This window comes from Actinoplanes sp. ATCC 53533 (assembly GCF_003947245.1).
This window is the reverse complement of sequence record NZ_QHHV01000214.1, coordinates 1-18,757: the sequence shown is the minus strand read 5'-3', so window position 1 is coordinate 18,757 and position 18,757 is coordinate 1. Positions and strand designations below refer to the sequence as shown.

The 18,757-nt window shown below is 69.8% G+C and carries 21 protein-coding genes; 2 read left to right on the top strand and 19 right to left on the bottom strand.

Going from position 1 to position 18,757, the window contains the following annotated elements; genetic code table 11:
• The 19 genes from DMB66_RS48730 to DMB66_RS48640 form a co-directional block, all read right to left on the bottom strand.
• The coding region (locus DMB66_RS48730; RefSeq protein ID WP_125810928.1) for a flagellar motor protein MotB at positions 1-743 on the bottom strand (743 nt) is incomplete at its 3' end.
• Between the two features lie 70 nt (positions 744-813).
• Positions 814-1,602, bottom strand: a complete 789-nt coding sequence (locus tag DMB66_RS48725) for a flagellar motor protein (protein WP_125810927.1) — start codon at positions 1,600-1,602, stop codon at positions 814-816.
• A complete protein-coding gene (locus tag DMB66_RS48720) occupies positions 1,602-1,898 on the bottom strand; it encodes a flagellar FlbD family protein (protein ID WP_125810926.1) in 297 nt (98 codons plus the stop codon). Before DMB66_RS48720 ends, DMB66_RS48725 begins: the two co-directional genes overlap by 1 nt.
• 324 nt (positions 1,899-2,222) lie before the next feature.
• Positions 2,223-3,464, bottom strand: a complete 1,242-nt coding sequence (locus tag DMB66_RS48715) for a flagellar hook protein FlgE (RefSeq protein WP_125810925.1) — start codon at positions 3,462-3,464, stop codon at positions 2,223-2,225.
• A gap of 3 nt (positions 3,465-3,467) precedes the next feature.
• Positions 3,468-4,007: a flagellar hook assembly protein FlgD gene (locus DMB66_RS48710; protein WP_125810924.1), complete on the bottom strand. Its 540-nt coding sequence runs from the start codon at positions 4,005-4,007 to the stop codon at positions 3,468-3,470.
• Between the two features lie 83 nt (positions 4,008-4,090).
• Complete coding sequence (locus DMB66_RS65680; protein WP_125810923.1) at positions 4,091-6,325, bottom strand: flagellar hook-length control protein FliK; 2,235 nt, start codon at positions 6,323-6,325, stop codon at positions 4,091-4,093.
• A gap of 37 nt (positions 6,326-6,362) precedes the next feature.
• The gene (locus DMB66_RS48700; RefSeq protein WP_125810922.1) at positions 6,363-7,313 is read right to left on the bottom strand and encodes a transglycosylase SLT domain-containing protein; all 951 of its coding nucleotides are present in this window, start codon (positions 7,311-7,313) and stop codon (positions 6,363-6,365) included.
• Complete coding sequence (locus DMB66_RS64755; protein ID WP_233625377.1) at positions 7,310-7,990, bottom strand: hypothetical protein; 681 nt, start codon at positions 7,988-7,990, stop codon at positions 7,310-7,312. Before DMB66_RS64755 ends, DMB66_RS48700 begins: the two co-directional genes overlap by 4 nt.
• Positions 7,991-8,121: 131 nt before the next feature.
• Complete coding sequence (locus DMB66_RS48690) at positions 8,122-9,429, bottom strand: FliI/YscN family ATPase (protein ID WP_125810921.1); 1,308 nt, start codon at positions 9,427-9,429, stop codon at positions 8,122-8,124.
• 28 nt (positions 9,430-9,457) lie between these two features.
• A complete protein-coding gene (locus DMB66_RS48685; protein WP_233625376.1) occupies positions 9,458-10,132 on the bottom strand; it encodes a FliH/SctL family protein in 675 nt (224 codons plus the stop codon).
• Positions 10,116-11,141, bottom strand: a complete 1,026-nt coding sequence (fliG, locus tag DMB66_RS48680; protein ID WP_125810920.1) for a flagellar motor switch protein FliG — start codon at positions 11,139-11,141, stop codon at positions 10,116-10,118. Before fliG ends, DMB66_RS48685 begins: the two co-directional genes overlap by 17 nt.
• Before the next feature lie 51 nt (positions 11,142-11,192).
• Complete coding sequence (gene fliF / locus DMB66_RS48675) at positions 11,193-12,791, bottom strand: flagellar basal-body MS-ring/collar protein FliF (protein ID WP_125810919.1); 1,599 nt, start codon at positions 12,789-12,791, stop codon at positions 11,193-11,195.
• Between the two features lie 90 nt (positions 12,792-12,881).
• Positions 12,882-13,217, bottom strand: a complete 336-nt coding sequence (gene fliE, locus DMB66_RS65675) for a flagellar hook-basal body complex protein FliE (RefSeq protein ID WP_125810918.1) — start codon at positions 13,215-13,217, stop codon at positions 12,882-12,884.
• A 2-nt stretch (positions 13,218-13,219) separates the two neighbouring features.
• Positions 13,220-13,615: a flagellar basal body rod protein FlgC gene (locus DMB66_RS48665; RefSeq protein WP_125810917.1), complete on the bottom strand. Its 396-nt coding sequence runs from the start codon at positions 13,613-13,615 to the stop codon at positions 13,220-13,222.
• A gap of 5 nt (positions 13,616-13,620) precedes the next feature.
• Entirely contained in the window at positions 13,621-13,968 is a 348-nt protein-coding gene (gene flgB, locus DMB66_RS48660) for a flagellar basal body rod protein FlgB (protein ID WP_125810916.1), read from the bottom strand.
• A gap of 188 nt (positions 13,969-14,156) precedes the next feature.
• Positions 14,157-14,480, bottom strand: coding sequence for a hypothetical protein (locus DMB66_RS48655; RefSeq protein WP_125810915.1), 324 nt, complete (start codon positions 14,478-14,480; stop codon positions 14,157-14,159).
• Positions 14,481-14,485: 5 nt separating this feature from the next.
• A complete protein-coding gene (gene fliS, locus DMB66_RS48650; RefSeq protein WP_125810914.1) occupies positions 14,486-14,857 on the bottom strand; it encodes a flagellar export chaperone FliS in 372 nt (123 codons plus the stop codon).
• Positions 14,858-14,896: 39 nt separating this feature from the next.
• Positions 14,897-16,360, bottom strand: coding sequence for a flagellar filament capping protein FliD (gene fliD, locus DMB66_RS48645; RefSeq protein ID WP_125810913.1), 1,464 nt, complete (start codon positions 16,358-16,360; stop codon positions 14,897-14,899).
• Between the two features lie 122 nt (positions 16,361-16,482).
• The gene (locus DMB66_RS48640; RefSeq protein WP_125810912.1) at positions 16,483-17,397 is read right to left on the bottom strand and encodes a flagellin; all 915 of its coding nucleotides are present in this window, start codon (positions 17,395-17,397) and stop codon (positions 16,483-16,485) included.
• A 250-nt stretch (positions 17,398-17,647) separates the two neighbouring features.
• Here DMB66_RS48640 and flgN point away from each other — a divergent pair, with 250 nt between their 5' ends.
• Both flgN and DMB66_RS48630 read left to right on the top strand, forming a co-directional pair.
• A complete protein-coding gene (gene flgN / locus DMB66_RS48635) occupies positions 17,648-18,133 on the top strand; it encodes a flagellar export chaperone FlgN (protein ID WP_125810911.1) in 486 nt (161 codons plus the stop codon).
• Positions 18,133-18,757 (top strand): flagellar hook-associated protein FlgK (locus DMB66_RS48630; RefSeq protein ID WP_233625375.1); only part of this gene is annotated, 625 nt, incomplete at its 3' end. The genes flgN and DMB66_RS48630, both read left to right, overlap by 1 nt.

Genomic DNA, 18,757 nt, shown 5'->3' with positions numbered 1-18,757 from the left:
TGGCCGATCAGGTAGCGAACGGTGGTGGACGCCCGCGCCGCGGACAGTTCCCAGCCGCTCGGGTAGTACGTGGTGCTGGCCTTGAGCTGGTTGGTGTTGCCGTCCACCTCGATGTTGTTCGGCAGCTTGGCCAGCGTGGGCGCGATGGCGTCGAGGATCTTCCTGCCGCCGGGCCGCAGTCCGGCCCGGTTGCCGGCGAAGACGACCTCGTTGGTGACCACGGTGATCACCAGTCCGCGCTCGTTGATGGTGAACCTGACCTGGTTGAGCAGCTTGGCGGCCTCGAGCGCGTCGGCGATCTTCCGCTCGATCTCCTTGAGGTTCTCCGCCTCCTTGGTGGCAGCCTTGGCGTTCGCCGACGCCTCCTTGCGGCTGGCCGCCAGCAGCGCCCGCTGCACCGCTTCCTTCTGCTCCTTGGTCAGGCCGTCCGTGCCACTGCCACCGTCGCCCGGGTTGACGCCCGGGTCGATCGGGACGACGGTGGTGGCCTGGCCGGCGCCATCGAGATTCGAGACGTTGCCGGTCACCGCCGCGTTCTGCGCCCCGAAGCCCTCGGACAGTCCGGACGCCAGCTCGGCGAACTTGGCCTTGTCGACGTTGCTCATGCTGAACAGCACCACGAACAGGACGAACAGCAGCGTGAGCATGTCGGCGTACGACACGAGCCAGCGCTCGTGGTTGACGTGCTCCTCGTGCTCCTCGTGTCCGCCTTTCTTTCTCCGCCCCCCGCCGCCAGAGCTCATGCCGTGCCCACCTTTGGCATGCCCTCCTGGCCCTTCACTCGCAGGCTCGCTCCGGTGCAGTCGGTCATGCCTAGGCCGCCTTCTTGGTGGATGTGGCCTCGGCAGCCTTGGCGGCGTCCGGAGGCAGCAGGCTGCGCAGCTTCTGGGCGACCAGGCGCGGGTTCGAGCCGGCCTGGATCGCGAGCACACCGTCGATGACCAGCTCCATCTCCTCGGCCTCGATGCCGGAGAGGCGGGTCAGCCGGGACGCGACAGGCAGGAAGATCAGGTTCGCGGAGAGCACGCCCCAGAGGGTCGCGACGAACGCCGCGGCGATGGAGTGACCGAGCGTCTCCGGCTTGTCGAGGTTCTCAAGCACGTGCACCAGGCCCATGACCGTGCCGATGATGCCGACGGTCGGCGCGTAGCCGCCCATGTTCTCGAAGATCTTCATGCCGGCCTTGTCGGCCTTCTTCTTGGCGCCGACCTCCGCGTGCAGGATGTCGTGCAGCTCCTCCGGGTCCGTACCGTCGATCGCCAGCTGCAGGCCCCGCTTCAGGAACGGGTGCTCGACGGTCTTGACCGCGTCCTCGAGGGCCAGCAGGCCCTCGCGGCGGGCCCGCTCGGCCAGCTTGACGATGTCGTCGACGAGCATGTTCGGCGGCGTCACCTTGGCCAGGAAGGCCTTCTGGAGCAGCTTGCCGGCCCCGAGGGCGTCCTTGAGCACGCCGCCGGCCATGCCGGCGCAGAAAGCACCACCGAAGACCAGCAGCATGGACGGGATCAGGATGATGGAGGCCGGGCTGCCGCCCTCCATGATCTGGACGGCGAAAACGATGACGAGCGCTACGACTACACCAACGATGGTGGCGAGGTCCATCAGCGGTCCTTCCGGTGCAGCTGCAGCACGTTCGTCGCAGCGGTCTGGTCGTCGTCCTGGTCGGCGGTTCCGGCCGCGGCCAGCAGGGCCGGCTCGGACTCGATGCGGCTCGCCTGGGCGATCAGCGAGGCGCGGTAGTGGCGCACCGAGTCGATGAACTCGGGCACGGATTCGGCGATGACGTACTTGGTGCCGTCCACCAGCGTGATGACCGTGTCGGGCGTGCAGTCGGCACGCTCGACCAGGTCGGGGTTGAGGGCGAACACGGCTCCGTTGAGGCGAGTTACGAGAATCACGACATCCGTCCTTGGGGCGTCTTGGCTGGTGGGCCGTCCGTGGCCTGTCCTTAGTCACTTCGGCGTACTGCCGGTTGCCGATGAGGGCGACCTGGTCTCTTTCCGGGTGCGACCTGCCCCGGATAGAGCGAAGCCGGGGCCGGCAGACGTGCCCGGCCCCGGCCTGAGCCGGTGTTTCTGCAGCGAAGCCGGGGCCGGCAGACGTACCGGCCCCGGCCTAAGCCGGTGTTTCTGCAGCGAAGCCGGGGCCGGCAGACGTACCCGGCCCCGGCCTAAGCCGGTGTTTCTGCTCGGCCCCCGCCTAAGCCGGGCCATGCATCCGATCTATCGCTTGAGGTTCACGAGTTCCTGCAGGATCTCGTCGGAGGTCGTGATGATCCGGCTGTTGGCCTGGAAGCCACGCTGGGCGATGACCAGGTTGGTGAACTCCTGGGCCAGGTCGACGTTCGACATCTCCAGCGCGCCGCTGGTGATCAGGCCGAGACCCGCGGAGCCGGCGGAGCCGACCTGGGCCAGCCCCGAGTTCACCGTGCTGCGGAACATCGAGTCACCGATCTTCTCCAGGCCGTTGACGTTGTTGAAGTTGGCCAGGGCCAGCTGGCCGAGCGTCTGCTTGAGGCCGTTGGAGAAGACACCGACGATCTGGCCGGTGTTCGACACCGTGTACGAGCTCAGGATGCCGGCGCCGGAGCCGTCCGAGGCACTCACCCGCGCCTCGGTGTTGCCGGCGTAACAGGTGAGATCGTGGATGTCGATCGTGTACGAGGTCGGGGCGCCCAGGGTGATGAGGCCGGTGTCGACCGTGGGGTTCGCCGGGTCGAAATCGCCCTCGGCCTGCCCGGCGGGGAAGTTGATGTTTCGGGTGCTGCCGTCGGGCAGCGCTAGCTCCCAGACCGCATAGGCGGCAACCGGGGGAGCGGCGGGAACGTCCGCTTGCCGGGTGAGCACGACGTCGAGGGTGCCGGCCTTGCCGTCCTGGTCGATCGTCGGGATCGGGATCGTCTTGGCGCCGGTCGCGCCGAGCAGGGCGTCGTGCGAGAGGTTGCCGGTGAGCGTGAAGGACGTGGTCGCCACCGGGGAGAGACTGATGCCGATCGGCAGCTTGAGGGGGCCGGGGCTGCCGGCGGGGTTCACCACGCCCTGGCTGTCGGCGGTCCAGCCCTGCACGATCTGACCGTTCGGGGTGGTGAGCGAGCCGTTGGCGTCGAAGGTGAAGGAACCGGCCCGGGTGTAGACCGTCTCGCCGCCGCTCTTGGCGATGAAGAAGCCGTCGCCCTGGATCATCATGTCGCCGGCCTTGCCGGTGGTCTGCGCCGCGCCCTGGCTGAAGTTCGCGTTGACGCTGGCCGTCCGCACGCCCAGGCCGACCTGGGCCGGGTTGGTGCCGCCGGCGCCGTTCTGCGGGGCGCCCGCGGCGTTGACCATCTGGGACAGCGTGTCCTGGAAGACCGTCTGGCTCGACTTGTAACCGGTGGTGTTCACGTTGGAGATGTTGTTGCCGGTGACGTCCATCATCTGCTGGTGCGCGCGCAGGCCGCTGATGCCGGAGAAGAGAGAACGCAGCATGGGTCAGTTGTCCTTCGTGGTAGCGGAATCATCGGAGGTGGGTGCGGGCGCCTTGGTAACCGGTGGCGCGGCCGCGGCCGGTGGCGTCGCCGGCGCTGCCGACGGTGCCTGGACTTCCGTGACCTTGGACAGCTGCACATCCGTGTTCCCGACCACGAGCGTCGGTTCGCTGTCTCCGTTGAGCTTCGTCTTGGTGACAATGCCTGACTGGGTCATGCCGTCCGCGTCCTGATACGTGACCGAGCGGCCGACCAGCGCGCTCGCGCCGATCAGCTGCTGGGCCTGCATCATGTCGGCGATCTGACCGAGCTTCTCGACCTGGGTGAACTGGGCCGTCTGCGCCAGGAACTGCGTCGAGTCGGCCGGGTTGCTGGGATCCTGGTACTTGAGCTGGGCCACCAGCAGCTTGAGGAAGGTGTCCTGGTCGCCGACCGACTTGCTGGCGCCGGCATCGGTGGTGGTCTTGTTCGTGTACATCGACGTCGCCTGCACGTTCTTGGCGTCGAATTCCCTGCTGACGTTTCCGCCGATAGGTGACGTCATGAACAGTCCTCCTGAGTTCGAGTCGGTGGCCCTCGCCCTCAGTTTCGGCGGGCACGCCGAATCACTTAGCCCCTATTTCCGGCTCACGCCTGGATATCGAGCCGGCTGTTGCCATCGGTACGCGCGGGGTTCGGCTCGGCCGGTACGGGCGGCGCGGGCTCACCGTCCGCGCCGTTCCTACCCCGGGTGCCGTTGTTGTCGCCCATGAACGCGAACTGCTGGCGAGCCTGCTCCTGGGGCGTGCCCTGGCGCAGATCCAGCGAGGCGTTGGAGAAGCCGGACTGCTGAAGCTCGCGGCGCAGGTCCTCCATCGCGTTGCGCAGCGACTCGTGGCCCGCATCGGTCGAGCTGGACAGCTGCACGCTGATCTCACCGTTGCGGATCTCGGCGACGACCTGGACCGGGCCGAGGTCGGCCGGGTGCAGGTTGACGGTGAGCCGGTGCACGCCGTCCGCGTCCAGGCGCAGCGGGACGATCCGGGCGGCGAGCTGGGTGGCCTGCGGGCTCGGGGCGGCCGGTGCGGGTGGTGGTGCGTCCGCTGTCGGGGCGGCGGGGGCGGTCGGTGCCGTCGCGGCGACTCCACCGACGCCGGGCGCGCCGAACGGTATTTCCGTGCCGGGCGCTGCGGTCGTCGCCTGCGGGGTGAGGGGTGTGCTCGTGCCGCCGCCGGGCTGTTGTCCCGCCGAGCCCTGCCCCTCCGAGCCTTGCCCCTCCGTGCCTTGTCCGGCCGCGCCTTGCCCAGCCGACTCGCCGCCGGTGGCTTGTTCTCCGGGCGGCGATGCCTCCGTGGCCACGGGGTCGGGCTGCTGGCCCGAGGTGGCCTCGGTGCCAGTGACGGCGCTGTCCGCAGTGGCCGCGGTCGCCGCCTCCGGCGTGACGGCCGCTGCCGTGGCGGGCGTGGCAGCCGTGGCTGCCGTGGCGGGTGCAGTAGGCCCGGCGCCTGGTGCGGAAGCAGCCGACGAGGCCTGGTCGGCGCCGGCCGCGGCGACCTGCGCAGTGCCGGGATCGATCGATGGGGTCGCTGCGGCGGGTGCGCCCGGTGCGGCGGATGCGGCCGCCGTGGTGGCGGGTGTGGCGGGCGCCGTGGAGGTGACGGCGGTGGTTGCCGTGGCTGGCTGAGCGGCGGCGGGCTGTGCGGCGGCGGCTTGGGCGGCGGCGGGCTGTGCCGTGGCTGCTTGGGCGGCGGTGGACTGGGCTGCGGCAGGCTGCGCGGCGGCGGCAGCCTGGGCAGTGGCGTCCGTCTGCGGGCCGGCGGTCTGGGCCACGCTGCCCGGGGCGGGTGCGGCACCGGACGTGCCGGTCCGCGCGGCGGGCTGCGCCTCGGCCTGGCCCTCGGCCTGCGCCCACGCGACGGCCTGGGCGGTGCCTGCTTCGGTGGTCGGGGTAGCTGGAGCGGCCGTTGCCGGCCCGGCCGTCGCAGCAGCGGCCGTCCCTGGCGCGGCCGGCGCTTGCGTGGTCCCGGTAGCCGTAGCCGACGCCGTTTCCGCTGAAGGGGATGTCCCGGGCGCCGGGGCCGTCAGCACCGGACCGATGGCGGCCAGGCCGGCCGGATAAGGCTGCACGGCGATCGGCGTGGGCGGCGCGGGCTCGGTGGTCTCGGACTTCTCGGTGGCCGGGCCGTCGGTCGCTTCGGTAGCCGCCGGAGTGCCGGCCTGCTCCGGCGCCTCGGCTCCGTCGAGCCGCGGCGGACCGGCGTCCGCGGCTACTCGCTCATCCCCGGCCCGGAGGGGCGCCGTGCGCTGGGCGTCAGGCTGCCGAGCTGCCGACCGTGCGGTTTCCGGGCGTGCTTCCGGCTGTGCGGGTTCCGGGCGTGCGGTTTCGGGCCGTGCGGTCTCGCGGCGGACGGCGCCCGGCCGTGAGAAGTCCGCGCGTTCGACCGGGCTGCGCGACGCGGCGGCCGGCCCCTGTGCCGTCCGCTGCGGCACGGCCCGCTGGTCGGTGAGGCGACTCTGCAGGGCGCGGTTCTGCACAAACCGATTCTGGGCGGCGCGGCTCTGCAGCCGGGCGTCGACCGAACGGGTCTCGGCCTGCCCCAGCGCCGTCCGGCTCGCGGTCGCGGAGCGGTGCAACGCGGCCTGGTCCTGCGAACGTTGCTGAGCCGTCCGGTGCTGGGCCGCCTGGTTGTGGGTCGCCTGGTTCTGGGCCGCCTGGTTCTGCCGTTGCCGGTCGGCGCGCTCGGCCTGGTCGGCCGGACCGCGGTCCAGTTCGGCCGAGAGCGCCGATCCGAAGGCCTCCGCGCCCTTGCCCGGCCGGGCGCCCGTGCGGTGCCCGGCGTCGGCCGGTGGCTTGCGGTCCGGTCCGGTGACGGAGCTCGTCATAACGGCGATTCCCCTCGTTTCGTGCGGCGCGGGTGGATCAGCCGAGCGCGGCCAGCGCCTTCTGGACCTTGGGCACGTACGCCTGGGTCTCGGCGAACGGCGGGATGCCGCCGTACTTGTGCACGCTGCCGCCGCCGGCGTTGTACGCGGCCAGGGCCAGCGGCAGCGACTTGAACTCCTTGAGGTGGCTGGAGAGCAGCTTCGCGGCGCCGTTGATGGCCTGCTGCGGGTCGAACGAGTTGTCGACGCCGAGGCCGCGCGCGGTGGCCGGCATGAGTTGCATCAGGCCCTGCGCGCCGGCCTTGCTGACGGCCTTCGGGTTGTATCCCGACTCGACCTTGGCGACCGCGGCGAGCAGCTTCGGCGACACGTCGTACTTGGCGCCGGCCTTGAGGAACATGTCCGCGTACGGGACCCCGGCGAGCGAGCTGGAGTTCTGCAGGCTGGCCGGGCGCACGGCCGCTGCCGCCGCGGCGCCGGGCGCGGAGCGGGCGGTCAGGTCGGTGTCGACGATGCGGCGGATGTGCGTGGGCGTCTCGTAAACCGACTGGATCTTGACGTGGTCGCCGGGCTTCGGCGCCGCGATCATCTTGTTGTCACCCAGGTAGATGGCGACGTGATCGACGGGTGAGTTGAAGGCGAGGATGTCGCCGGGCTTGGCGTCGCGCATGCTGTCGACCCTGGTGCCGGCCTTCGCCTGCTCCTGCGAGCTGCGCGGCAGATCGATACCCAGATCCTGGTACGCCTGCTGGACCAGGCCCGAGCAGTCCAGCCCCTTGGCCGGATCGGCGCTGCCGAACACGTACGACGTGCCGAGGTACTTCTTCGCGGCGGCCACCACAGCCTGCCCGGTGACACCGGCAGTGCCCTTGGTGCCGGTGGCGTCCGAGAGCGCGGTGGCGAACGTGGCGTTCGGCGTGGCGGGTGTGATCCCGAGCTGGGTCTTGAGCTCGGAGATGCGGGAGATGACACCCTGGACACCAATCATGCGCGGCTCCCGTCCTCGCTGTCGGCGTCGTCCTCGTCGGAGAGCTCGGCGCCTGGGAGGTTCCGCTTGGCGGCAACCGACAGAGTGGCCCGGGTGGCGGTGATCGCCTGCCAGGCGTCGGCCAGCTCGATGGTGGCCCGCTGGGCGGCGACCGAGTTGGCCGTCTCACGGGCCACGCCCTCCCGGTCCGCGGCGGTGCCGTTGCCGTGCCGCAGCACCTGGGCCCGTTCCTCGCTGGTCGCGTCGATGCCCCGGGCCGCGTTCCGGGCCTTGGCCGTGACGGCCATCTCGTCGATGTTGTTCTGCTCGGTCTTCAGGTCGTGGGCCTTGACCGCCGCAGCGTGCCGTTCGGCCATCATCTCCACCGCCCGGCGCCGCTTCGCGGCGTCGGCCAGGTCGGCCTGCTTCTCCCGGGCCAGTTCCTCGGCGTCGGCGACCATCCGGTGCGCGCCCGAGACGGTGGCGGCCATCGACTGCCGGGCCACCATCGAGGCGACCATGGCCCGCGCGGTGCCCTCGGTCGGCGCGTCCGCGCCGGCCAGGTCCAGCTGGCGGCGCTTGACCAGCGCCTGGGCGTCGCGGATCTCCTGGCGGGACTGGATGACGGCACCCTTGGCGGCGTCCTCCTGGGCCTTCCGAGCGCGCAGCACGGGCCCGAGCCGGAACAGGCGATTCACAAGACCTCCCGAGATGTCGAGGTGACTTCTTCACCATTCCGGTCGGCGGCGGCCGGGCTTGACTGAGCCAACCCGCGGCGGAAAACCCATGCAATTTCGTTAGCTGAGCGCCTGCACCCGACCTGCAACCGTCAGGAGGCGGCGATGACCTGCCGGAGGGCGTGCCACGCCTCGGCCGCGCCGACCTTCTCGTCCAGGCCCTGTCGCAGGAAGGCGTTGATCTGCGGCCAGACCGCGGTGGCCCGGTCGGCGTCCGGGTTGGTGCCGGGCACGTACGCGCCGATCTCGACCAGCTCGCGGACGTCGCGGTGGGCGGCCATCATCCGGCGCAGCTCGGCGGCGTCGCTCTTCTGCTCCGGCGTGGTGATCCGGTTGGCCACCCGGGAGATCGAGTCCAGGGCCTGGATGCTCGGGAAGTGGCCGGCCGTGGCGAGCTTGCGGTCGAGCACGATGTGCCCGTCCAGGATCGAGCGCGCCGCGTCGGCGATCGGCTCGTTGTGGTCGTCACCCTCGACCAGCACGGTGTAGAGGCCGGTGATGCTGCCCCGGGCGCCCGGGCCGGCGCGTTCCAGCAGCGACGCGAGCATCGCGAAGACCGACGGGGGATAGCCCCGGGTGGCCGGTGGCTCGCCGACGGACAGGCCGACCTCGCGCTGGGCCATCGCCGCGCGGGTCACGCTGTCCATCATCAGCAGCACGTCGCCGCCCAGGTCGCGGAAGTACTCGGCGATCCGGGTGGCGACCGAGCCGGCCCGGAGCCGGACCAGCGGCGGGGTGTCGGAGGTGGCGATCACCACCACGGACCGGGCCAGTCCCTCGGGGCCGAGGTCGTGCTCGATGAACTCGCGTACCTCCCGGCCGCGCTCGCCGACCAGTGCGACGACGTTCAGCTCCGCGGTCGTGCCCCGGGTGATCATGGACATCAGGGTGCTCTTGCCGACACCCGAGCCGGCGAAGATGCCGATCCGCTGCCCGCGCCCGCACGGCACGAGGGTGTCGAGGACCCGGACGCCCAGCGGCATCGGCGCGTCGACGAGCTGGCGTTCCATCGCCGACGGCGGCGCCGCCTCGATGCTGACCATCTCGCCCTTCAGCGGCGGGCCGCCGTCCATCGGCCGGCCCAGCCCGTCCAGGATGCGGCCGCGCAGGTCCGGGCCGACCGCGACGCGCAGCGGACCGCCGGTCGAGACCACCGGGCTGCCGGTGCTCATGCCCGCGATGAGGCCGAGCGGCAGGCACGAGAGGCGCTCGCCGTCGATCGCGGCGACCTCGGCCAGCACGGCCTCGGCACCCTCGCCGATCTGCAACAGCTCGCCGACTCGCGCCTCCAGCCCGCTGACGGTCACCCGGAGGCCGACCGCGCCGGTGACCTTGCCCCGGCTCAGCGGCTGGGCGGCGGTCAGGGCGGCATTGATGCGATTGCGGAAGACGTCGGTCACCGGTGGCCATTCCTCTGCATTGTCCGCCTCAAAGTCTCAGCGCGGCTCGCGCTCTCGCCACGGCTGCGGCGATGGAGGCGTCGACGGTCGTGGTGCCGGTCTCGGCCACCGCGTCGCCGGGGCGCAGCGCCGGTTCGGGCCGGAGATGCACCGGCCTGCCCTCGTAGTTGTAGTCGGCGTCGGTTGCCGTGCCGACGAGACTGCGGAAATCGTCGGGATGCAGGCTCACTACGACGTCGCCCTGATCCGGTGCGGCGTTCATGGCCCGGCGCAGCGCGGCGGCGGCCCGGCCCTCCGGGTCGTCCATGGCCCGGCCGACGATCGCCTCGGCCAGCTCGAACGCGTGCGCCAGCACCGCGTCCTGCAGCTCGTGCAGGGTGGGCATGAGCTGCGACTCCAGGTTCGTGACGGCCCGGCCCAGCGCGTTGACCGCACTCGCCAGCGCGGCCGCGCGCCGTTGGTCGTGCGCCTGCTCCACGGCCCGGGCCCGCTCCGCGGCGACCTCGGCCTCGGCTGCGGCGACCCGCCGGCCCTGCGCCCATCCCTCGGCGTAGCCGGTGGTCCGGGCCTGCTGCTTGGCCCGCTCGACCGGCGCGCTGTCCGCCGGTACGCCGCGCCGCAGGTCGACGCCGAAGCTGGCCGCCGTGGCCGCCTCGGCGACGCTGCCGCGCAGCACCGGACCCTCGTCAGGCGATGAGCTCATCGACCTCGCCACCACGCTGGATCTCGATCTGACCGGAGTCCTCCAGCGCCCGGATGACCGCGACGATCTTGGTCTGCGCCTCCTCGACCATCTTGACCTTGACCGGGCCCATCAGGTCGATCTCCTCCAGCAGGTTCTCCCGGCCCCGCTCGGAGAGGTTCTTGGTGACCTTGTCGCGGACCTCCTCCGCCACACCCTTGAGCGCGGTGGCGAGATCGGAGGGCTCGACCTGGCGCAGCACCAGCTGCACCGAGCGGTCGTCGAGGTTGACGATGTCCTCGAACATGAACATCCGGCGCCGGATCTCCTCGGCGATCTCCGGGTTGCGCGCCTCCAGGGCCTCCAGGATGAGACGCTCGGTGGTGCGGTCCGCCCGGTTGATGATGTCGACCAGCGGATCGAGGCCGCCGACCGTGGACAGCTCGTCCGGCTGCAGCACCGTGGAGAGCTTGCGCTGCAGAGCCACCTCCACCTGACGGATCACGTCGGGCGAGGTGCGGTCCATGACCGCGATCCGGTGCGCGACGTCCGACTGCACCTCGGGGGCGAGCCCGGACAGGATCGAGCTGGCCAGCGCCGACGGGATGTGCGCCAGGACCAGCGCGATCGTCTGCGGGTGTTCGTGCTGCACGTAGGAGAGCAGCTGCCGCGGATCGGCGTGGCTGAGGAAGTTGAACGGCATGTCGGTCATCGAGGCCTGCAGCCGGTCCAGGATCAGCTGGGCCCGTTCCGTGCCCAGGGACGCCTCGAGCAGCTCGCGCGCGTACGCCATGCCACCCGCGCCGGCGTGCTTGGTCGTCGCCAGGGCGTAGAACTCGTCGATGACGTCGCCGACGACCTCCGGCTCCAGCTTGCCGAGCCGGGCGATCTCGGCCGAGATCTCCTCGACCTCGTTTTCTTTCATGTTGGCGAGCACCCGGCTCGAGTACTCCTTGCCCATCCGCACCATCAGGATGGCGGCTTTGCGCAGGCCGGTCATCGACGTCGTGCTCAGCGCCGGTGTGGTCAACGCGGTTCCTCCTTGAACCAGGGGGTGTTTCGGGGCACTCTCGCCGACGGTCTAGCGGGTGGCGCCGAGCCAGCCACGCAACAGGGCGGCCATCTCCTCGGGCTGGTCCTCGACCATCTGCTCGATCTCGCGCTGGCGCTCCTCCAGGGCCTCCAGGTCGGTGTTCGCCATCTCGATCGCGGGCGACGGGATCGCCGCGTTGAGCTGGGCCAGCCGCTGCTGTTCGAGCGCGGACTGCATGTCCTCGAGGTGCTTGAGCTCGGCCGGGCTCAGTGCCTTGCGCTTGCGGGCCCGCCGGCTCGCCCGCCAGGCCAGGAAGATCAGGATCAGCACCACCAGGGCCATCGCCGCGGTCTTGAGCAGCGAGGTCTGCTTGGCCGACTGCTCGGCGAGGGCGGACGCGGCCAGCGCGTCCTTGGCGGCGGTGGCGGCACTGGTGTCGAACGGCATGGCGCTGACCGCGATGGTGTCGCCGCGGGTCGCGTCGATCCCGGCCGCGGCGCTGACCAGCGACTGCACGTCGGCGGCGTTCACCGCGCCGGCGGTCGTGCTGTCCAGCAGGACGGCCACGTTCAGCCTCTTGATGCTGCCCGGCGCGCTCTTGCGAGCTTCGGTGGTCTTGTTGACGGCGTTGTTGCGCACGTTGGTGCTGTTCTCGTACTGGCCGGTGCCGGCGGTGCTCGTACCGTTCGGCACCTGGATGTTGTCCGGGCCGAGCACCCCACCGGTGCCGTTGCCGTTGCCGTTGTAGGCCTCGCGGCTGATGCTCTCCGAGAGCGCGGCGACCGAGGGATCCGAGGTGTAGCGCTCGCTGGTCGTCTCGATCTGGTCGTAGTCCAGCTCGGCGGTCGTGGTCACCACGGCGTGGCCGGGACCCACGACGCTGTCGAGCATGTTCTGCAGCGAGGAGTTGAGCCGGTTCTGGAACGAGATGGTCTGCGAGTCCGAACCGCTGTCGCCGCCGGTGGCCACCGCGGCGCCGCCGCCGGCGGACAGGATCTTGCCGTCGGCGCCGGCCACGGTGACCTGCTCCGGGTCGAGGCCCTCGACGCTCGACGCGACGAGGTGCACGATGGCCTGCACCGTCTGCGTCGACAACGGCTTGTTCGGCGAGGACTGCACCAGCACGGAGGCCGTGGTCTTGTTCTGGTCGTCGGCGAAGACGTCCTTCTGCGGAATGACCAGGTTGACCGTCGCGGCCTCGACGCCGTCGATCGCCTTGATGGTGCTGGCCAGTTCTCCCTGCAGCGCCCGCTGGTAGTTGGTGTGCTGCATGAAGTCGCTGGTCGTGATCCCCTGCTGGTCCAGCAGCGCGTAGCCGGTGTCCGACTCGCCCGGCAGGCCCTCGCCGCTGAGCTGCAGCCGCAGGTCGTAGACCTGATCCTTGGGCACCAGGATGGTGCTGCCGCCGTTGGAGAGCTCGTACGCCGTGCCGGTCTTCTGCAGCGATTCGACGATCGCGCTGGCGTCCTTGCTCGACAGGTTGCTGAACAGGGCGGAATACGACGGCTTCGACGCCCAGGTGGCGAAGAAATAGCCGCCGACGAGCAGGGCGAGCACCGCGGCGATGGTGACCGCCTTCTGTCCCGGGGTGAAGGACTTGAAGGAGTCACCGGCCTTGCGAACCGGCGCGGGGAGTCGGTCGGTCATGCTGAGCCTTCCTTCGACATGCCCTTCTGGCCCTCGCCTGCGAGGCCGTCGCCAGGTGCGGGTGGTTGCCGCTCGGTGCAGTCGGTCATGTCAGGCCTGCATCCTCATGATCTCCTGGAAGGCCTCCACGGCCTTGTTGCGGATCGCCATGGTGAGCTGCAGCCCGAGGGCGGCCTCGGTGGAGGCCATCGTGTATTGCGCCGGGTCCTGCAGCGTGCCGTTGGCGACCTGCACGGCCAGGTCGGACGCCTTGGACTGAGAGGCCTGGACACTCTCGAGGCCCTTGGAGAGCATGCCCGCGAAGTCGGCGTTGGGGCCGGTGACCGATTTGGTGGCGCCCGCGCCCGCGACGCCGTCGACGCCCGAGACGGCACCGATGCCGCTCAGGCCGCTGACCGCGCCGAGCGCGCTGATCGGAGAGGTCATGGTCAGCCCTTCCCGAGCTGGATGGCGGCGGCGTAGGACTCCCGGGCCCGGTCGACGACCGAGAGGTTCGCCTGGTACGCGCGCTGCGCCATCATCAACTGGGCCATCTGGCCACCGAGGTCGATGTCCGGCCGGCGCACGTAGCCCTCGGTGTCGGCGAGCGGGTTGTCCGGCTCATAGGCGAGGACACCCTCCGCGCTGCCGTACGCGATGCCGCCCACCTGCGCGCCGTTGCCGTCCTGTGCTTCCTGGGCGATCACGTACCGGGCCTGGAAGGCGTTGTCGGACGTCTTGCTGACGTTGTCCATGTTGGCGATGTTGTCGGAGACCGCGTCCAGCCACTTGCGGTACACGGTGACGCCGGAGGCGGCTGTGCCGATCGCGTTGAAGGTGCTCATCTACCTCAGGCCCCCTTGATCGCGTCACGCAGCAGCCCGTACTTGCCGTCCAGGGCGCGCAGCGTCAGCTGGTAGCGCATCGTCGTGTCGATGTGCGACAGCGTCTCCTCGTCGAGGTTGACGTTGTTGCCGTTCAGGCGCGTCGGTTCCAGCGAGTTCTGCACGCTCGGCGACACCGTCGACGGCGACTGGCCGTGGGCGACGGCGCTGCTCAGCGCCTCCTCGAACTTGACCTTACGAGCCTGATAGCCGGGGGTCTCGATATTGGAGATGTTGTTGGCGATGGCGTTCTGCCGAGCGGACAGGCCGGCTACTGCGACGCGGAGCGAGGACGAAGCGACGTCATCGAACACGGCAGTTCCCTTCTCGGGTGATCGGGTGCCCGTCCTTGGCTATCGGTCCGAGCAATCCGTTGCTCGTACCCTCCGATTCGGCCCGCCGGCCGATCCGCTGAGTCCCAAACGGTTGCTGCTGGGTTGCACGCAAAAACCCGAGACCTCGGCAGGGGTCTCGGGTCCGTGGTGCCGGTGGTGCTCCCGGTTCAGATGGCGCAGTCGATGTAGGTGGGCACACCTTTTCCCGCGGTGCCGACCTCCACCCGTGCGGCGAAGGCGGTCTGCCGGCGGTTGGCTGTGATCGCCATCGCCGCCGCTCGCGCCGCCTCCAGTTGCCGGGCCAGAATGCAGTCGGCCCGGGGGCGCAGATCCAACGGGATCGGGCCGAGACCCGGCGGCGGGGCCCACGGTGTCGCGGCCGGCAGTTCCTGGTTGCGGTGCTCCTCGGTGATCATCCGTTCGACGGTCTCGACGTCGGCCTCGAGTTCGTCCAGGGCGGAGATCCACGCGGTTCGCCATTCGTCCGCCATCGGGGTCACCCCTCGGCAGTCGCGACGGCCAACGCCGCCTCGCGCCAGGTGTCGCGCAGCGGCTCCATCAGCTCGCGGACCCCGACCACCTTCGCCACGTCACCTTGCACATTGGCGTTGACCAGCTCGGTCTCGACGAAGGCGTAGATCGCGGCCAGGTTGGCGGCCCCGTCCCAGGCGTCCAGGTTCAGCGAGACGTGCAGCTCGGTGACGATGTCCTGGGCATGTTTCAGGTGGGTGTTGGCCGCTGATCGGTCGTCGGCCAGCAGGGCCTGCTCGCCGCGGTTGAGGTCGAGGACCAGCCGGTCGAAGAGCATCAGCAGGAGCTTGGCCGGTGAGGCGGTGGCGACGGAGTCGGCGATGTAGCGTGCGCGCATGGCCGGTGAGTTTGTGGTCATGAGGAACCGCTCCGCTCATCAGAGGCTGGCGAGCTGACTCGCCAGCCAGGAGGACTGCTGCTGCATCTTGCCCATGGCGACCTCGAGGTTGGAGTACTGCTTCTGCAGCGCCGCCTTGCGCGACTCCAGCCGCACGTCCCACTCGCTGACCTGGTTGTTGAGGCCGCGAATGTTGTCGTTGCGGCGCTGGATGAGGCCCTGGAGGATGCCTTCCCTCGGCAGGGTCGGAAACTCGGGGTTGACCACGCCCTCCGTGGCGATCAGCGACACGGTCTGCAGCTTGCTGGCCAGGCCGACCGCCGTGTCGTAGCCCGGGTCGAACTTGTCGTTGACGATGCCGCCGGCCTTCGGGGTGTACTCGTTGAAGTACTTCCGGGCCTTGTCCGGGTCTGTCTCGTAGGTCTTGATGAAGGTCGTCTTGTCGAAGGTCAGCTTGCCGTACTGGTTGACGCCGACGCCGACCTCGCTGAAGCTTCCGGCCGCGCCGTTCGTCCCGAGCCCGGCGGCACCGGATCCGATTGCGCCGAGGATGTCCTGGGAGAGCTTGCGCATCGCGCTGTCACCGGCCAGGGCGCCGGCCGCGACGGCGCCGGACTTGATTTTAGACTGCGCGGCGATCTCGGTCAGCGCCGCGTTGGCGCTGTCGACGAGTGCCTGGATCTTGGTGGCCATGCCCTCGCCGTCGGGAGCCAGCGTGACCGTTACCGGGCTGCCCACCTCCGTCTTCTTCGTGGCGGTGATGGTCACGCCGGGCATCACGTCGGTGAAGTTGTTGGACCCGGAAGTGACCGGGAAGTCGTCGAGGGGGTTGCCGGTGGGGCTGGTCACGGTGATCTCGGCGTCGACCGGGACGACGCGAGCCGGGCCACCGAGGTTCAACCCGGTGGGTCCGCCGAGCAGGTCGAGCGCTGCCCCGGCGGCGACGCCGCTCTCCTTGGCGGTGAGCTGCAGCGAGTACTGACCCGGCGCGACGAGCACGGCTGCGGCCTTGTACGGGGCGTCCTTCTCGCCGTTGATCGCGGCGACCACGGCCTGGAGTGACTTGTTCGCCGGGGTGAGGGTGGCGACGCTGCCGTCCTTGAGCTTGATGTCGAAGGTGGCGTCCGACATGACCGGCGACGTGTCGGCGTTGTTGACCGAGCTGACCGCGCCGGTGAGGAACGTATCCTGCTGGGCCACCGCGAGCCTGTTGATGCTGAAGGTCAGCGTGCCGGTGGCTCCGTCGGGCCCGGCCGAGACCACGGCCGCCTCGGAACTGGAGGTGGCCTTCATCGTGGTCCAGATGCCCGGGTCGTTCAGCGCCTTGGCGGCGGTGGCGATGCTCGCCATCTTGGTGTTGACGTTCTGATACGCGGTCACCACCTTGGTGGCGGTACTGATCTTGGTCTTGAGCGCCGTCTGGGGAGCCGCTTCGACCTTCATGAGCTGGGCGATCATGTCTGTGGTGCTCATGCCGGTGATGAGGCCGTCAACACTGGCCATCGGGTAACTCCCTCCGTCGGTGAGGTGAAACGGGACGGGCGGCCGGCGATGACGCCGACCGCCCGGCTATTCGGTTGTCTGTGCCGTGGCCTGAGCCATTCAGCGGATCGTCATGGCGCCGATCAGCGCAGGAGGGACAGGACGCCCTGCTGCGACTGGTTCGCCTGGGCCAGCATCGCGGTGCCGGCCTGGGACAGGATCTGCGAGCGGGTGAAGCTCGTCATCTCCTGCGCCATGTCGGTGTCGCGGATCCGGCTCTCGGACGCCGACAGGTTCTCCACGGACACGTTGATGTTGTTGATGGTGTGCTCGAGCCGGTTCTGTGAGGCACCGAGCTTGGCGCGTTCGGTCGAAACAGCGGTGACCTGGTCGCCGATGCCTGCGATGGCGGCCGTGGACGCCGCCTGCTGGGCGTCCTTCTGGGCCTGGGTCGCGTTGGCGGGCAGGACGTTCGCCGTCGCGGCGTCCTGCAGCGACTTCGCCGCCGCACCCAGGTCCAGGCTGGACATGTCGACGGTCAGCGAGTCGCCGCTGTTCGCGCCGACCTGGAAGGCCAGCGCGGCGCCCGTGTTGACGGCGCCGGGGACCGTGCCGCCCGGGTCCGTACCGGCGGCGCCGCCGGCCAGCAGCTTCACGCCGTTGAAGTCGGTGCGGTTGGCGATCGCAACGATCTCCTCGCTGAGCGCGGTCAACTCGGAGTTGATAGCCTCCAGCGAATCCGTGCTGTTGCTGCCGTTGGAGGCCTGCACCTGCAGGTCACGACCGCGCTGCAGGATCGAGTGCACCTCGTTGAGCGCACCTTCGGCGGTCTGGACGACGCTGACGCCGTCCTGGGCGTTGCGGGCGGCGACCTTGAGGCCACCGACCTGGCTCCGCAGGCCCTCACTGATCGCCAGACCCGCGGCGTCGTCGGAGGCCCGGTTGATCCGGGAGCCCGACGACAGCTTCTCGAGCGACTTCGACATCTGGTTGTCGGAGACCGACAGGCTGCGGTAGGCGTTCTGGGCAGCGATGTTCTGGTTGATACGAAGACCCATTTGAAGTTCCTCCTTGAGTGGGGTCCTGACCGGCCCATCCGTGAGCCGTTGTGCTTACGACATCAGTGATCGGTCGGTCACGGTCCGTCCTGAGAACTATCCGAAGTTTGTTCGGACTTGTTCTCCGGGACGCCGGATCCCGGCGCGAACCGAATCGCAACCAGTAAGACCTCAGTCCTCAGAGTCGCCCCCCAGGTGCCGACGTGTCCGGTGAAGCGGAGGGAGTCCTCTCGCGGAGACGGAGGAGCCGGTGAGCCTGACCGACCTGTCCAGCGTCCTGTGGCGCGCACGGGAGTTGTTGGAGCTACTGCTGTTCAAGCTGGAGGAGGAGCAGCTACTGCTCGCCGCCAACCGGTCCCGCTGGCTCGCACACGCCACCCGCGAGGTCGAGGTCGTGCTGGATCAGATTCGTCAGACCGAGGTGGCCCGGGCGGCGTACGCCCAGGCCGTCGCGATCGAGCTGGGCCTGGCCCCGGAGGCCTCGCTGGGCGAGCTGGCGGATGCCGCCCCCGCGCCCTGGTCCGACCTGTTGCACCAGCACCGCAAGGCCTTCCTGACGCTGACGTCGGAGATCGGCGCCATGGCCGACACCAACCGGGAGTTGCTCACCGCGGGCCAGCGGGCGGCTCGCGAAACCATGCTCGCGTTCGCCGGAACCGTGGAAACGTATGGCCGGCAGGGCAAGACAGTCACGGGCGGCGTGCGCCGCCCCAGCCTGGTAGATGAGGCGATCTGATGGCCAGCAGCTTCGGTGGCATCAACACCGCACTGACGTCCCTCTACGCGCAGCGGCGCGGCCTGGACGTGACCGGTCAGAACATCGCGAACGCCAACACCGAGGGATATACTCGGCAACGCGTCGAGATGCAGTCGCAGGTGGGTTCGCTGTCGGTGGCGATGTACGCGAAGACCGACGGCGTCGGCACCGGCGTCGGAGTCTCCGCCGTGCAGCGCATGCGCGACGAATACCTGGAGAACCGGGGCCGCGCGGAGCACAGCACGAATGCCTATCTGACCGGCACGAACGCGGCGTACAAGTCGATCGAGGATGTGTTCGCCGAGCCCAGCGACACCGCGTTGGCCGCGCAGATGCGCGACATGTGGGGCAGTTGGAACGATGTGGCGAACAACCCGCAGTTGTCCGCGCCCCGCTCCGCCCTGATCCAGCAGAGTTCGACCGTCGCCGACCAGATGAACGCCGCCCAGGACGCCCTGTCCCGGCAGTGGAGCCAGAACCGGAACCAGATGGCCGCCTACGTCGACGAGGTCAACGGCACGGCCAGCTCGATCGCCCAGCTCAACGACAGCATCATCAAGGCGAACGCCTCCGACCTGACGGTGAACGAGCTGGAGGACCGGC

Coding starts and splice junctions, on each gene's coding strand:
- DMB66_RS48725 (WP_125810927.1), bottom strand. CDS start 1,602: ATGGACCTCGCCACCATCGTTGGTGTAGTCGTAGCGCTCGTCATCGTT.
- DMB66_RS48715 (WP_125810925.1), bottom strand. CDS start 3,464: ATGCTGCGTTCTCTCTTCTCCGGCATCAGCGGCCTGCGCGCGCACCAG.
- DMB66_RS48710 (WP_125810924.1), bottom strand. CDS start 4,007: ATGACGTCACCTATCGGCGGAAACGTCAGCAGGGAATTCGACGCCAAG.
- DMB66_RS65680 (WP_125810923.1), bottom strand. CDS start 6,325: ATGACGAGCTCCGTCACCGGACCGGACCGCAAGCCACCGGCCGACGCC.
- DMB66_RS48700 (WP_125810922.1), bottom strand. CDS start 7,313: ATGATTGGTGTCCAGGGTGTCATCTCCCGCATCTCCGAGCTCAAGACC.
- DMB66_RS48685 (WP_233625376.1), bottom strand. CDS start 10,132: ATGAGCTCATCGCCTGACGAGGGTCCGGTGCTGCGCGGCAGCGTCGCC.
- fliF (WP_125810919.1), bottom strand. CDS start 12,791: ATGACCGACCGACTCCCCGCGCCGGTTCGCAAGGCCGGTGACTCCTTC.
- fliE (WP_125810918.1), bottom strand. CDS start 13,217: ATGACCTCTCCGATCAGCGCGCTCGGCGCGGTCAGCGGCCTGAGCGGC.
- DMB66_RS48665 (WP_125810917.1), bottom strand. CDS start 13,615: ATGAGCACCTTCAACGCGATCGGCACAGCCGCCTCCGGCGTCACCGTG.
- DMB66_RS48655 (WP_125810915.1), bottom strand. CDS start 14,480: ATGGCGGACGAATGGCGAACCGCGTGGATCTCCGCCCTGGACGAACTC.
- fliS (WP_125810914.1), bottom strand. CDS start 14,857: ATGCGCGCACGCTACATCGCCGACTCCGTCGCCACCGCCTCACCGGCC.
- fliD (WP_125810913.1), bottom strand. CDS start 16,360: ATGGCCAGTGTTGACGGCCTCATCACCGGCATGAGCACCACAGACATG.
- DMB66_RS48640 (WP_125810912.1), bottom strand. CDS start 17,397: ATGGGTCTTCGTATCAACCAGAACATCGCTGCCCAGAACGCCTACCGC.